Annotated in this window: 13 protein-coding genes; 3 read left to right on the plus strand and 10 right to left on the minus strand. The window is 40.5% G+C overall.

The features are described 5' to 3' along the window. Positions 1–66: 66 nt before the first annotated feature. The 8 genes from ACSLUF_RS07840 to ACSLUF_RS07875 all read right to left on the minus strand — a co-directional run bounded on the left by ACSLUF_RS07840 (position 67) and on the right by ACSLUF_RS07875 (position 8,685). On the minus strand, positions 67–1,176 hold the full coding sequence (locus tag ACSLUF_RS07840; RefSeq protein WP_435625554.1) for a glycosyltransferase family 2 protein: 1,110 nt from the start codon (positions 1,174–1,176) through the stop codon (positions 67–69). Further along, entirely contained in the window at positions 1,112–2,038 is a 927-nt protein-coding gene (locus ACSLUF_RS07845; RefSeq protein WP_435625555.1) for a M43 family zinc metalloprotease, read from the minus strand. The genes ACSLUF_RS07840 and ACSLUF_RS07845 overlap by 65 nt, the downstream gene beginning before the upstream one ends. 66 nt (positions 2,039–2,104) lie before the next feature. Next, a complete protein-coding gene (locus ACSLUF_RS07850) occupies positions 2,105–3,058 on the minus strand; it encodes a phosphate/phosphite/phosphonate ABC transporter substrate-binding protein (protein WP_435625556.1) in 954 nt (317 codons plus the stop codon). A 10-nt stretch (positions 3,059–3,068) separates the two neighbouring features. After that, on the minus strand, positions 3,069–3,845 hold the full coding sequence (locus ACSLUF_RS07855) for a sterol desaturase family protein (RefSeq protein WP_435625557.1): 777 nt from the start codon (positions 3,843–3,845) through the stop codon (positions 3,069–3,071). A gap of 310 nt (positions 3,846–4,155) precedes the next feature. Continuing rightward, complete coding sequence (locus tag ACSLUF_RS07860) at positions 4,156–5,823, minus strand: tetratricopeptide repeat protein (protein ID WP_435625558.1); 1,668 nt, start codon at positions 5,821–5,823, stop codon at positions 4,156–4,158. Further along, positions 5,823–6,494, minus strand: a complete 672-nt coding sequence (locus ACSLUF_RS07865) for an SGNH/GDSL hydrolase family protein (protein ID WP_435625559.1) — start codon at positions 6,492–6,494, stop codon at positions 5,823–5,825. The genes ACSLUF_RS07860 and ACSLUF_RS07865 overlap by 1 nt, the downstream gene beginning before the upstream one ends. 114 nt (positions 6,495–6,608) lie before the next feature. Further along, entirely contained in the window at positions 6,609–7,190 is a 582-nt protein-coding gene (locus tag ACSLUF_RS07870; protein ID WP_435625560.1) for a hypothetical protein, read from the minus strand. Between the two features lie 7 nt (positions 7,191–7,197). After that, positions 7,198–8,685 carry a S10 family peptidase gene (locus ACSLUF_RS07875; protein ID WP_435625561.1) on the minus strand — a complete coding sequence of 496 codons (1,488 nt, stop codon included), beginning with the start codon at positions 8,683–8,685 and terminating at the stop codon, positions 7,198–7,200. A gap of 141 nt (positions 8,686–8,826) precedes the next feature. Between ACSLUF_RS07875 and ACSLUF_RS07880 the strand changes: the two genes are divergently transcribed. From ACSLUF_RS07880 to ACSLUF_RS07890, 3 genes are all read left to right on the plus strand, one after another. Continuing rightward, complete coding sequence (locus ACSLUF_RS07880) at positions 8,827–9,963, plus strand: Gfo/Idh/MocA family protein (protein WP_435625562.1); 1,137 nt, start codon at positions 8,827–8,829, stop codon at positions 9,961–9,963. A 196-nt stretch (positions 9,964–10,159) separates the two neighbouring features. Then, positions 10,160–11,686: a hypothetical protein gene (locus ACSLUF_RS07885; RefSeq protein WP_435625563.1), complete on the plus strand. Its 1,527-nt coding sequence runs from the start codon at positions 10,160–10,162 to the stop codon at positions 11,684–11,686. Between the two features lie 68 nt (positions 11,687–11,754). Further along, positions 11,755–13,605, plus strand: a complete 1,851-nt coding sequence (locus tag ACSLUF_RS07890; RefSeq protein WP_435625564.1) for a cytochrome-c peroxidase — start codon at positions 11,755–11,757, stop codon at positions 13,603–13,605. On the opposite strand, the gene ACSLUF_RS07895 is transcribed toward ACSLUF_RS07890, so the two are convergent. Both ACSLUF_RS07895 and ACSLUF_RS07900 read right to left on the minus strand, forming a co-directional pair. Beyond that, complete coding sequence (locus tag ACSLUF_RS07895; RefSeq protein ID WP_435625565.1) at positions 13,602–14,366, minus strand: TIGR02757 family protein; 765 nt, start codon at positions 14,364–14,366, stop codon at positions 13,602–13,604. The two genes, ACSLUF_RS07890 and ACSLUF_RS07895, sit on opposite strands and share 4 nt — an antisense overlap. Before the next feature lie 11 nt (positions 14,367–14,377). Beyond that, complete coding sequence (locus tag ACSLUF_RS07900; RefSeq protein ID WP_435625566.1) at positions 14,378–15,040, minus strand: ABC transporter ATP-binding protein; 663 nt, start codon at positions 15,038–15,040, stop codon at positions 14,378–14,380. Positions 15,041–15,096: the final 56 nt, after the last annotated feature.

A 15,096-nucleotide genomic window follows, 5' to 3' on the forward strand; every position in this document is an offset into this window, starting at 1 on the left:
TCAATTATCAATTATCAGTAATCAGTAATCAGTGATTAGTAATGAGTAATCAGAGATCAGCATTGGTTAGCAGAAGAAGAAATAGTCTTTTGGTTTAATAAGCCCAAGTTTATTCAAGTAGGACACAATCTTTTTTTGCTCATCGGTATTGGCCACAGTCACAATGACTTGTGGATTCTTTAAAGAAGCTAATTTCGAAAAATGAGCCAATGACTGCCCATAGATTTTTTGGCCGATTTTTTTAGGGTTATCGCAAAGCCAAACAAAATCAATGTCTTTGGTAAAAAGTTTCTTAGCAATTTTCTTTCCCTTGTAGCCAGCACCCCAGACCACCAGTTGCTTATCAGGTTTAAAATCCAATTTTAAAAAGTAGTGGATTTTTATGTCCAAAAAATAGTTTTGGGCGTAATGTTGGCTAGTTCGAGAGGCACGGTGGTCATGGTCCCGCCATTTGTGCAGAACTTCATTGCAGGGGATTACTTTTAAGTTATTTTCATAAAATCGAAACGCAAGGTCATAATCCTCGGGGTATCGATTGGAATCAAATCCTCCGCATTTTTCAAAATCCTTTCTAAAGGCCATCCAGCAGGGGGAGGGGATAACACACTCCTTGTAGATATCGGAATAGTTGGAACCTGTTTTGGTCAGCCCATTGAGCCAAGTCTCATATTTCTGATACCCAGCGCCGATGCCTTCTTTGGAAAAGTATTTTACCTGACCTACAGCCAAATGGTCTTCACCAAATTTTTGAAGCGATTGTATCATTTCACCAAGTCGTTCAGGAAGCATGATGTCGTCAGAATCCATTCGGGTAATAAATTGTCCTTCGCAAATAGCGTACCCGGTTTGTAAAGCTGGGATAATCCCTTGACCATTGTTTTCCAACACCTTTATCCTAGGGTCCGATGCGCTGTATTGAGCAACCAATTCATGACTTTGGTCGGAAGAAGAATCATCAATCGCAATTACTTCCAAATGTTGGTATGTTTGAGCAATTATGGAATCCAAACATTCTCCAAGAAAAGGTTCTGTATTTTTAAAGGGGATTAAAATGCTAACTAGTCCATCTTGCACAGAGGAAAGGTAAGAAATCCACCTTTCAGACAAAATCTTATGGATTTTTAAGGGCTTTGCTTCGTAGTAACAAGTTTCTGCCTGGGTGATGAAGTAGGACATATCTCATTCTTTCTGCCTGTTCTTTGGTGAACATGTTCATAACATCATCGTGAGTATAGTTCATGTAATTCTCAATCTGTACCATTTCACCAGTACAACCCGGAAAAGAAGTACGCCCAAAAACTTGAGTATCTACAGCTGGGGTGTCCTCACAATAATCGTTAAACTCACAATCGGCTCCGCCCCAGGTATGAAGTAAGCCCAAATAATGCCCCATTTCGTGGGTTAGGGTTCTTCCTAGCTTGGCATGACAGTCAATTTCTGATTCTCCAAAGTGCATCCAACTGATAAGAATGCCTTCGGCATCTCCTGCTTGTGGAATGGCCAAGTGCTCAACTCCGGGTATATCGATATCCGGTCCTGTGGCTATGCCCAATGCCAAACACTCGGTAGAGCGGGGAACAGGGGTAGTCCATATATTAATGTACTCTTCTGGATTCCAATAGGCGTATTGGGCAAAATGATTGGGTCCATATCCCAAAACATCAACTTTAATACCAGTGGTATCTACTCGGTTTATACCATTGAATGGATGACCATCAGGTGTTTGTCTGCCCAGTACAAATTCTATTCTGGAATCTGCCCCATCCTTATGAGAGTTGAAACCACGGGTTCCCGGTTTTCTTCGAAAGTCTTCATTTAGAATTTCAATCTGTCGTATCACCCTTTCATCAGAAAGATTATTTTCTTCTCCTGCTTCGTGTCCTGAATGAATGATATGTACGACTACCGGTACCCGAAACACTTCCTCACCAATGGGTATATCATTTTCAGGAACTTGGGGATTTTCATTCTTTGAGCAAGAATGAACAAGAATCAACAACAAAGCGATTCTAGTAAATTTTGATTTAATTATTTGCAAAACTGTTGTTTTTATATTGATTGATTTTGGAGCCCTTTTGGTCAAAAAGTAAAGGATAGATGTTCTCTAACGAAGTGGGTTGCTCATGAAAAAGTCTAGAATTTGATAAAGATTGGAACTGTTGCCATTGATTCTTCTAAACTCGTCATAATACATATCGGTTATGGGCACGAATTTTTCGGCCTGCTTCGCTTCCGACCAACCGTCTTTGAGGGCTTCTAAAATTTCTGGGTGAGTTTCATGCAGGGTTGATAAAAAGCGGGTTACCTTTTCCTTTTCAATATTTTCCATCCTTTTATTCAAAAGAACTGGTCCTAAAGGAATTTCGCTCGACATCCAGAGTAAAGAACTGGATTGGGACAAGGTGGAATCTTTTTTAAGTTGTTTAAAGTATTCATTACTTCCCAATGCGCATATATCCGTTTCACCGCTTAATAATTTGACTATTGCGGCTTGATGAGTCCCAGCATAGTCTGTTTTTTGGAACTGTTTCTCTGGAGAATCGATACCATTAGAACTAAGAAACAACCGTGGAACCAAATTACCGGAAGTGGACCCAGGAGCAACAAAGGTTATCTGAAACTTTTCTGGATTCTTTTGTATAACATCCAAATGGTTAGCCCTAGATGGATTACCTAAAAGAACGGTTTTGTAGTTATCCACTGCCTCTTCCCGTATTTTGAGGGTAGCCACAGGTTCCATGTGCTGATTATCCAGGGACAACGATAAGTATCCTAATGTATTAATTAGTGCCATGTCCACTTCGTTGGACTTAATGCCCTGAATAAAAGAAGGAACATCGGAATAACTTTTAATCTCAATAGGCCTTACCAGTAATTTGCCCAGCTCTAGAGAAAGAGGCTTCAAATTGGCTATTCTATAATTTGTAGAATAGGTATATGTTGCCAAGACAAAAGTGTTGCTATTTTTTTCAGTTTTACCACTACATCCAAAGAGTAAAAACATCAACACAAATGGCAGACATATGGCCATGCTCAAAAAATGAAACCTCTTTTTCATTATGGCTGACTTAGCTTTTGCTTTTGGAGATATCTTTGAACAGTAACATTTCCCCAACTTTTTCCGATGCGCCATGATAGAACCCTGCTTCATGGTCATAGCCCTTAGGATTCTTGAAGGTGCCAAAAACGATATCAAAAAATGAGATATCAGAATAGTTATAGGCGTGTATCCCTTTGGCGTGATGAATAGCATGAGCCTCGGGGCGCTGGATAAAATATCCAATCCAAACTGGAGTTTTGATGTTACTGTGTTGAAATATGGCCAAAAAAGTAGTGATTAAAATAATCCATGTAGTAGCCCCCGCGGTAAAACCGGCGATAACCACAAGGCACAAACTTCCCAAAAAAGTAAAGCCAATCATATCCATCGGACTAAAGTAAAAGGCACCGTAGCTATCCATTCTTTCTGCACTATGATGCATTTGATGAAAGACTTTCCAGAGTCTGTCACTTTTATGCATGCTTCTATGCCATACATATACCCCAAATTCATAAATCAAAACACCTACTATTGCTCCCCAAACGGTCCCAAGCATGGTTAAATCAAGTAATTGATATTTCACCAAATAGGTGTCCCATATCATGGGTAGATAGGATGACAAGAAGAAAAAAAGTGTAAAAGCAATAAATCCTTTTAACCTCCAAAATCTGATTTTGGGAAGTGTTCTTGCTGGGAAGAAGGCCTCCCAAGCGATAAGTGCAATATAAATCCCGTAAACTACATATGAGACCGGGTCTAAAATTAACTCCAAAGGAGTCGGTAAGTTTAACGATTGAATTTCCATATCCAATTTTTGTTATTCAACTTCAGTTTAAAACTTGCTGTGTGTTCAGCAGCATTAACCCTTATTGAAGGGCTGGGTTCAATTTGTTTTGTCAGATTGTTCGTCATGATTAATATTTTAGCAAAACTAGCTGGGAGTTTGAACCGCATCAAAGAATCATGGATATCCCAGGTGGACTAAGGAAAGATATTAGGTATACAGTTTGCGGATGATGTTAAGAATAGGGGTACAATAGGTATACATAAAAATTCAAACCATTGAAAATCAGAAATTTGAAAGTAAATGGATTTTAGTAAGTATTTTAAAAATATTACTGTTCCAATTCTAGTAAGTAGTCGAATAATTCAGTTTCCGAGGGTAAATCTAGCTTTTTACGAAGTCTATAGCGGGCAGTTTTGGCACTTTCTGGTGAAATACCCATGATACTTGCCGTCTCTTTGATACTTAGATTCAAGCGCACCAAAGAGCAAATTTTCAAATCATTTGAGCTGAGGTCAGGATGCTTATCCTTCAACAAGGTGTAAAAGCTGGTATGAACTTCCTCAAAATGCCTTTTGAAATCTTCCCAGTCCCGGTCCACGTTGGTATGGCTTCTAATTTTTTTCCGGAGGTCAGCGAGTATTTTGGATTGTTGGGAGGGAGTAGCCGATTGAAGGGATGTAATTCTTTCCAGTAGCTCATTGAAAAGCTCATTCTTTTGGGCAAAGTTCAGCGTATATGACGTAAGTTCCTTGTTTTTGAACTCCAGTTTCTGCTCTAGCTCGCCCTGTCTCAGCTGCGCATTCTCCAGTTCGGCTTGGGTCAACTTCTCGTTCGATTTTAAGAGCTCTACCTCCCTTTTCTCCCGTTGCTTCTGATGTTTTAGCATCAAAATAGCGATAACAGATAGGAAAACTAGACCTAAAGAAAGGCTGACATTGATGATATTGCGGTTTTTTTTGGTTTCCGTTAAAAGGGCGATTTCAGCTTCTTTTTCGGTCAACTCTGTTTTGAACTCCAATGCCGCAATCTGCTTTGATTTTTCCGTGTTTATGATGGAATCCTTTAAGGCAATATACTTATCGTAATAGGTTAAGGACTCTTCTAATTTTCCTTCTTGACGCTTGAGTAATTTTAGTTCTTTTAGAGCGCCTAATCTATATTTTTTCAGACCTTTCTTCGTAGCTTTTTGCAGTGCCTCCAATAATTGTGTATTTGAGAGCTCATATTGATTCTGTAATCGATAGAGCTTTCCAAATTGAATACCATTACTTATTTGCCCATCCTCATCATTTAATTGAAGTACGATTTCCATAGATTTTTGAATATGGTATTCTCCTAGTTCTAGCTCATTTTGAAGTAAAGAAAGTATACCTAACCGATTATGTGCTTCGGAAACCCCGTAGCTATACCCATCCTGAGAGTGCATGTTTAATGCATTTGTCAAGTATTTTTTGGCTTCGCCAAGTTTATTCTGTTGGATAAGAACTGAACCAATTTTAGTAAAGGTGGTTGCAATGCGTCGGTTAAGGTTTAATTGGGTGAATTTTTCAATGGATTGCTCATAAATTCTTAAGGCGGTTTCATATTCACCAATATCGGCATAGACCATTCCTGAGTTCATCAGCGAATTGGCAAACCCTTCATTATCTGAAATAGACTCATACAATTCCTGGGATTGTTTAAGGCTTTCCAAAGCTCTTTTTGGTTCTCCAAATGTCCAGTAGGAGACACCCAGAATTCTTTGCGCCATGGCCATTCCAGGAGTGTAGTTAAGATTTTGGGCCATATTTAACGCTTCTTCCCCGTACTTTGCCGAAGTTTTTGAATCCCTTACCCAAAATTGATAGCCAAGGTCATTTAGCAGGTCCACGTACTTTTCAGAATCCTTTGAAGTATTCTGAAGTTCAAGTTGTAAGCTATCAATGGTCTTTTGGAGTTGCCCATAGGTTATGCCAAGAGCAAAAAAGAAACAAAAGATGTAGAAAATCCATTTCATTACCTAGCCAACAGCTGATTTATTGCTTTTTGAAATACCCTTTCCAGTACTTCATACCCCGCTTTGGTTAGATGTACCTCGTCAGTAGTGTACTTTTGTGGCAACCCATTACGGTTGTCCGCCATTTCAGAAAAATAGTCTAAGTACATCACACTATTCTCGGCAGCGATTTCCGCCAGCATGGCATTTAATTTTGGAATTTTAATGTTCGGGTTTTTATTTGGTCTCCAGGGATAATCATAAGCCGGTAGAACCGAACAAACAATTGGCTTTATGCCATTCGCTTTTGCCAATTGAACCATGGAAAGGACATTGTCCCGAATCTGTTCTAAGCTTATAGGCCCTGTATTTTCAGCTATATCGTTAGTTCCTGCAAGTATATGAACCACTTCGGGTTTTAAGTCGATTACATCCTGCCGAAATCGCAACAGCATCTGTGGCGTGGTTTGACCGCTTATTCCACGATTGATAAAAGGTTTTCCTTTGAAGAATTCCGGTAGAGTTGTTGACCAGCCTTCGGTGATGGAATTACCCATGAAAACAACACGGCCTTCTTGATTTCCATAAAGCTGAACAGCCGCATTTTCTTTTTGATATTTTCCTAGATTGGCCCAATCTTGGGCAGTCATTGTTAAGGTGAAAAACATGAGAATAAGGGATACGATTTTCATATCAAAAATCTAAGGTATTAAGTGGCATTTAGAAATCCTGCTATGGTCTTTTTGATATACGAATATCATCAATAACCAAAAAGTAAGATTTATTTCTATCCGAAGTAGCAAAAACTAATTCTTCGGAGGTGTAATCATAATGTGAGCCCTATGGGTGCCAGGGTCCATTAACCAAGCGTGACCTGGGGGAGTTGGGGTGGTGGGTAATCCCGTGGATTTTCCTGTCGCATAAGGAATATAGAACACATAGCGAACATAAGCATCTTCAATTTCCTTGGTTTCAGCGTTTACCGTACCTGTGAACACACACAAAGTTGCTTTGTCTGGCATTTTTAGTTTTCCCGATTTGACCTCATTCTCCCTTGTATCAAAAATTTCTTTGAATTCTTTTCCTTCTGCCTTCAATTCCCTTCCCCTAGCCATAAAAGGTTCCAAATCTTGATGGTAGGCAGCGGTGGAGAATTTGTCGTCCATGGGGTTATCTGCCAGGGCGATATATTCATTAGTGCCCTCTCGAAGCGTTGTGAAGTTTCCCTGGCTGTCAAACCCGTACACTTTTGCTCCTTCCTTATAATCATCTGGGACGGCCATTACAGCTGTTTTTATCTGCCATTCCTTAGGCGGAATTTCCTGGGAAATCCCTAAACCCATATTCAATGCGAAAAACAGCGTTAAAAAAAATAGTGTTCTCATCATACATTCTTTAATATTTTGCACTCTTTCCATTCGTAGTGGTCCTTAGTATAAAAGCTCTAATGTCATCATTGGCTTTCTTTAAATCTTCGCGCCTCAGATACATCATATGTCCTGAGCGGTATCCCTTAAATTCAAAACGGTCTTTCATCCTACCACTTGGGTCAACCTGCCACATGGTGTATTTGGCATTAAAATAGGTAGTAGCACCATCGTAGTATCCCGATTGTACCAAAACATTTAAATACGGATTCTGCGCCATGGCCTGCCTCAAATTGTCACGTGTGTTATCATCTTCGTTGTTCCAAGGACGAACAGGACCAAACATATTATACTTAATATCAGTTTTGAATTTCAGTTCCTCCTGTAAATAATAATTGATAGCTGGGGTAAAACTATGGAGCCACGAAGTGATTTCGGAATTGTAGTCTGGCTGCGCACCGAATAATTGCCTATCAATACCTCGATATCTACTATCCAATCTTCCAACAGTGTATCCCCCCCTGTCCTTTAAAAGGTTTTTCCAAAAGAAGCGGGTAGGAATAACCAAATTGTGGTCCAAAATATCTTTTTCGTTTAAACCCGTATAGTGGGCCATTTTTTTGGCGACATCGGCCCTTTCCGTACCCTGAATAAACCCACCTTTGGCTATTGCAGGAATCAAAGTATTTACGGTGTAGTCCTCCGCCTCTGGAAGTATATCCAGCAAATCTTTATTCTGCAAATCAGGAGGGAGTGCTTTATGATGCCAGGCAGCGGCAGTAAAATAGGGAAGGTTCAAGGCATCCGAAACAGGTCCGCCCACCCGAATAACTTTGTAATCGGCTGGAGAGACCATGATAACCCCATTCAAATACATCCATTGCTGATTTTGTAATGCCAGGGAAAGGCCCATCACACGGGTGCCCCCATAGCTTTCGCCGATAATGTATTTGGGTGAACGCCATCGGTTGTTTCGGGTAACAAAGGTGTTCAACCATTCCGCCAAGTACTTAATGTCTGCATTGATTCCGAAGAATTTATCCCTATCCACTTCGTCGCCCATTTCTGGAATGGTACGGGAATATCCAGTGTTGGCAGGATTCACGTAGACAATATCGGTTACATCCAAAACAGAAAATGGATTCTGTTTTACACCATAGGGTTGAACTGGGTAGCCCTCATCGTCGATTTTCAATATTCTAGGGCCGGTATAGGCCAAGTGCATCCATACGGAACCTGAACCAGGGCCTCCATTAAAGGAAATAAGCAGCGGTCTTTCGGCTCTGTTCTTGATTCCATTTCTAGTGTAATACGTATAGTGCAAAGAAGCAATAGGTTTTCCCATTTCGTCCCAAACCGGTTGTGTGCCCGTGGTTGCCGTGTAATTGAATGATGCGCCATTCACTGTGACACTATGCTGGGTGGTAACTGTGGTGTCAACTGGTAGCTTTCGGTCTTGTGAAAAAATAGAGCTACACGATAAGAGAAGGAAAAGAAAGAGGTAGTTTAGTTTCATTTGGTGAGTTATTGGTCCAATTTAAAAATAACCATTTTGACTGACTCCCACTTTTTGTTATAATTTTTATAAATAATTGGTAATCAATCTTAATTGCTTTGTTTAAACAGTAATTTTAAATAGCATCAAAGAACGAATATCATGAACAAACTTTCCAGAAGAACATTCAACTCTAAACTCACCAAAGGGGTGGGAGGCGCCGTCATAGCAGCCTCTTTACCCGTACATTGTATAGCAGCCAATCCGACACAAAAGAAAAAGTTAGGAATAGCCCTTGTAGGCTTAGGAGGATATAGTACATATCAATTGGCTCCTGCACTACAAGATACGGAACACTGCTATCTAGCTGGAATTGTCACAGGGACTCCAGCCAAAGAAGGAGCTTGGGCCAACAATTATGGTATACCAAAAACACACATTTATAACTATAGGAATTTTGATTCCATAGCGGATAATAAGGATATCGACATTGTATATGTTGTATTACCCAACAGTATGCATGCTGAGTTTTCAATTCGGGCCGCAAAAGCTGGAAAACATGTTATCTGTGAAAAACCTATGGCCATGAACGTCGAAGAGTGCGATGCCATCATCAACGCTTGTAAAGAAGCTGGAGTGAGGTTGGGAATGGGATACCGATTACATTCCGAACCCTATACAAATGAAGTTAAGCGATTTGTTAGGGAAAAAACGTTTGGCAATATCAATTATATTACCGCAGATGCCGCGTATCGTTCAATGGGAAGTCCTAATCAATGGCGGTTGGATAGAGAGCTCTCTGGTGGGGGTGCTCTGGTAAATATGGGGGTCTACGCTATTCAAAGTCTTATTTATGGTACAGGGGAAAATCCAATTTCTGTATCGGCCCAAGAGTTTAGTACGAGGCCCAATTATTTCAAGGATACAGATGAGACCATAACCGCCCAATTCGAGTTTGCTTCAGGGGCTGTTGGAAATATGATGACATCACACAACGTGCGAGCTAATAGATTGTTTGCATCTTGCGAGAGGGGTTGGTATGAATTGGACCCTGCGAGCACCTATATTCCTTTAGCAGGACGGACTTCTAATGGTGAACTGAATTTTGAACAAGAAAGTCAGCAAAAACTACAGATGGATGATTTTGCCCAACACATTTTATATGGTACACCCAATAAAGCGCCAGGCGATATGGGAAAACGGGATATGATGATTGTGGAAGCTATTTACAAATCCATAGCCCAGGGAGGTAAAAAAATGCCTCTTTCCTTTAGCCCATCCTTTGGATTTGGCGGATAGTTCCTTATCCATTCTTCAATATAATTCTTTCCTATTAAGACTGGATTTATTTAGTAACATTCAATTAACCATTTAACCTTAAAATGAACTTTAATTTCATTTAAGACCACGTTTATTTAACTGAGCGAACCTTCCTACGGAAGTACATTTGTTAAGAATCCTATAAAAACAAATTACTTTCTAAACCTTACAACAAATGAGAACACTTAAAAATTTGTTGTTGCTGTCTGGATTGGTAGTTGCAACCTCTTGTGACAAAATTGATGATTTTGTCGGGGGAGGTGACGATGATGACCAACCTACAGGAACAATTTTCGAAAACAAATCTAACCTCGAGCCATTAGTTGCGATTACACCTCAATTCAACTTTGTCCAAGCGTATTCCTTGATAAGCTCAAGTGATATATTGGAAGATGGCTTCCGTTTCGTTGGAGCTGCTGATGGTGCTGGTCTTGTAAAAGACCCAAATAGTGATGGTTACATCTACATGCTTAACGCAGAAGACGACTATGCCGTAGCTAGAATAGAATTGGATGCCAATTTAACTCCAACAGGAGGTCAGTGGGTATTAAATTCTGGAGTTGCGGATTTCGCCCGTCAATGTTCCGGAACGATGTTGCGAAGGGATATTCATGGAGGTTCTCGAGACCTTTTTCTTTCCGCTTCTGAAAGTTTTAATTATGACGTAAAAGGTTTGGACCCGTATCAAACTGACCCAACTCCTACGGCCGATTTTGGTTTGGATGCCTTGGGTGAGTTCCAATGGGAGAATTCAGTGCCACTACCAAAGTCTGCATACATTGGAGAAACGGTAATCATTGGAGGTGATGATGACTCTAGCAATTCTTTGGGCCAAATTACCTTATACCACTCTACCAATGGCGAAGCGGACCTTGAAGGTGGTGAAATTTATGTCATGCGCCTTACTGAAATGTCTGATGGAAATGGTGGTGTTGTTCCTGCTCCTTTCGATGGCATTGTTGACGAAAGTATGCTCGATTTTGGTGTTACCTATCGTTATGAGTTCGTTAAAATCGAAAACGGTGCGGCTTTAACCAAAGATGAGATGGAAGATGCCTGCGTAGCCGCTAACGCATCTGCTTTCATGCGTGTCGAAGATGTAGACTATAGAAAAGGGAATGCTGCCAACAACAGACAAGTTTTTGTTGCTGTAACCGGAAGAGGACCTGGAAGGGATACCTTCAACGATTGGGGTACGGCATATAGAATGGACATGGATGCGGATAACGCACTTACAGGGTCTATTACGCAAATCATTTCAGGGAACACAGATACCAACAATATGGACGGTAACTTGCCTGAACTTCAAAGCCCAGATAACATCACGGTAACAGAAAACTTTATCTACCTGCAAGAAGATCCAAATTCTTTCTCGAGAGGACATACTGCTTACATCTATCAAACGGATTTGAATGGTAACAATGCAAGAGTAGTTTTAGAATTTGTTACTCGTCAAGACTTGGACCCAACGGGTAGTTCTGGACCTAGCGGAGAGTACGGTGCGTTGGAAGATATTTCTGATTTGGTTGGCATTCCAGGTACATTCTTGTTGAACCTTCAACCTCACTATTGGGAGAGTGATGATTTCTTGAATGTTGATGGTCACGATTTTAGAACTCGCCCAGAGTTCGTAGAAGGTGGCTTCGCCAGAGAAGATGATCAAGGAGGACAAGTTGTTATCCTAAGAGGTTTACCTAGATAGACCTAAACAAAATAATCTGAAAGACCTCCATTGTAAGATGGGGGTCTTTGCTTATCAAAATAAATGCTATGAATTACCGAATTGTATTTGCTTTACTTTTTTCCATTTTAATTTTTTCTTGCAAAAAAGCTCCCAAGGAGGTAGATGTTGTTCAAAAGCAAGCTGTGACCAGAGATTCCTCAAAAATTGATTGGACTTTGGCACAGCATTACTATTTGGAGCATATGACAGCTGCTCTTGACCACTTAAGTGAATTGGATTCGCTTCCAATGACAGGAGATTCCACCAAAGAAGCTTTTAAGAAGGCAAGAATTTCTTTCAAAAAAGCTGAGCCGTATGGGTCCTATCTCAATCCAGAAGTGGGGCACAGGGCCAATGGGCCTGCTTTGCCAACGGTGACTGATGATACACAGAAGCTTTTACCTCCTGTTGGGCTGCAAAAAATAGAAGAAAGTATTTATGATGGAGAGGAAGAGGAGGAAAATTACCGATATGAGGTTTCCATCACCCAAGGAATGCTCCGTAACCTGCAACGCAATATTGAGAAGAGAGAACTGACACCACAACGCTTTTTTATAGCTACCCATCAACAATTGATGCGTATGGTTAGTTTGGGTATTTCAGGATTTGATACCCCGGTCAGCCAATTGGGTCTTGGTGAAACAATTGTTTCATTGCAAAGTCTGGCAGATGTTTATCAAATGACCTTACAAAAAATCATTCGGGAAAAAGATAAGAGTCTGGATTCCAATTTTTTAGAATCCATAAAACTTGCCAAAGATTTTATAAACAAAAATCCGGATTTTGAAACCTTTGACCGCTTTACTTTCTTGAGAGATTACATGAATCCCGTTACGCGACACTGGGTAAATATCCGAAAGACGGCGGATATCTGGGAACCGGTAGATAATAAGCCATTCAATTTTGATGTTGAAACCTTTTTTGATGAAGACGCATTCAATCCAGAGTTTTTTGCACCTATAACCAATAGAAAGCCAACCCAGAAAAAGATAGAACTGGGAAGAAAACTGTTTTTTGATAAAAATCTTTCCCAAAAAGGGGATATGGCTTGTGCAACCTGCCATAATCCAAAAAAGGCCTGGGCTGATGGCCTTGTAGTCAATATGGGTAATGATGATAGGGAATTAGACCGAAATACCCCGACGCTTATCAATTCTGCGTATCAGCAAGCTTTTTTCTGGGACGGGCGCGCTCCCAATATTCTAGCACAGGTAACAGCAGTGTTTAACAATGACAGAGAGTTTGACAGCTCTGTACATCAATTTTCAACAGAAATTCTCTCTGACACGACTTATGTCAAATTGTTTGAAGAAGCCTATGGCGGTGTTTCCAAAAGAAATACGGAGATAATCAAAGCGATTTCCTCCTATATCTCTACTCTAAATGGCTTTAATTCCAAATTCGACCGAAATATAAGAGCGGAGGAAGACACTTTTACCGAGGAGGAAAAACTTGGTTTTAATTTATACATGGGGAAAGCGTTATGTGCTACCTGTCATTTTATACCCTTGACCAACGGTACCGTACCACCTTTTTTCTCTGAGCATGAAAAAGAAGTTGTTGGTGTACCAGAGAGTGCGGCTAATGCTTCATTAGATGATGACTTGGGCTTTTACTGGAGGCATGACCAAAAGTTGGAGGTACATAAAGGCATGTTCAAGACCCCAACCGTACGAAATTCTGAATTAACCGCTCCTTATATGCATAATGGGGTATATGAAACTTTGGAAGAAGTAATGAACTTCTATAACCTGGGTGGAGGGGGAGGAATGGGCTTTGACCTGCCATATCAAACCTTGCCATTTGACAATCTTCAGCTTTCAAAAAAAGAAGAAAAGGCTTTGGTTGCTTTTATGAAGACGTTGACAGATACTGATGTTGAAGGAGAGGTGTACTAGAATTTTTCAAAGACACCTAGACCAAAAAGTGCAAAATCATATTTGACTGGATCCTTTGGATCCAGTTTTTTTAGCTTTTTATCCAACTCAAGCAAAGCTTTAGCGTCATTTTGTTTTCGCCGTACCAGTTTCAATTTACGTGCAACATTCCCTGAATGGACATCCAGAGGGCAGGATAGTTGGCCGGGCTTTATGGTTTTCCATAGTCCAAAATCAACACCGGCCTTGTTGTCGCGTACCATCCAGCGCAAAAACATATTGATACGCTTCGCAGCTGAACCTTTATTTGGGTCAGATACGTGCTTTTCAGTTCTTCTAGGATGCGGTAGTTCAAAAAAATGTTCCTTGTACTTGCTAATGGCGTGTTGTAGAGATTGGGTCTGTTGGTATTTGGCAAACAACGATTCCATGCCACCGTACTTTGTGTAGATATGGTGAAGTCCTTTAATGAAATATTGTAAATCCTCTCCATTAAATGTCCTATGGACAAAGGAGTTTAGGGAGTCCAAATCTTTATTGGTATGGTCAATGACATACTCATAGGGCGATTGCTCCATAAGCTCCATCATTCGGGACGCATTGTTAATGATGCTTTTCCGATTTCCCCAAGCAATGGTTGCTGTTAGAAAAGCACTGATTTCAATATCCTCCTTTTTGGAAAACCGATGGGGAACCTGCAGCGGATCATCCTCTAAAAACTTTGGATTTTCATAAAAAGCAGCCTTCTCATCCAAAAACTCCTTCAGATCTGCTTGGGTCATATGCGAAAAAATCAAGAAACAATTAGGCCATCGACCATAGTTAACTTCCTATCTGCCATATTGGCCAGTTCTGAATTATGGGTGACCAATACAAAGGTTTGTCCAAACTCATCGCGAAGCTGGAAAAATAGTTTATGTAATCTATCTGCACTCTCAGAATCTAGATTACCACTGGGTTCATCAGCAAAAATCACGGAAGGATTGTTGATAAGCGACCTTGCCACCGCCACACGTTGTTGTTCCCCTCCTGAAAGTTCGCTAGGTTTATGTGAATATCTATCCGACAAACCCAGAAAGTCCAAAAGCTCCTTAGCTCGCTTCTCCGCCTCGACTTTTGGAGTCCTTTTGATAAAAGCGGGGATGCAAACATTTTCCAATGCGTTAAATTCCGGGAGTAGTTGATGGAATTGGAAAATAAATCCAATATGTGCGTTTCTAAATCGTGCTAACTCTTTGTCCTTGAGCCGGGTCACATCCACATCGTTGATAAGCATGGAACTATCCCCTAAATTGGAAGGGGCATCCAAAGTTCCCAAAATCTGAAGTAAGGTAGTTTTACCGGCTCCAGATGCTCCTACGATGGAAACTACTTCCCCTTTTTTAACCAATAAATCAACTCCTTTGAGCACATCAAGATCGCCAAAAGACTTTTTGATATTTGTAGCCTGTATCATAGGTATACGTTGGAACGGTGAAAGTAATCATTCCCCATGAGAGCCAAAAGCTGAAA

This window comes from Flagellimonas sp. (assembly GCF_965601775.1).
Classification (GTDB): Bacteria; Bacteroidota; Bacteroidia; order Flavobacteriales; family Flavobacteriaceae; genus Flagellimonas.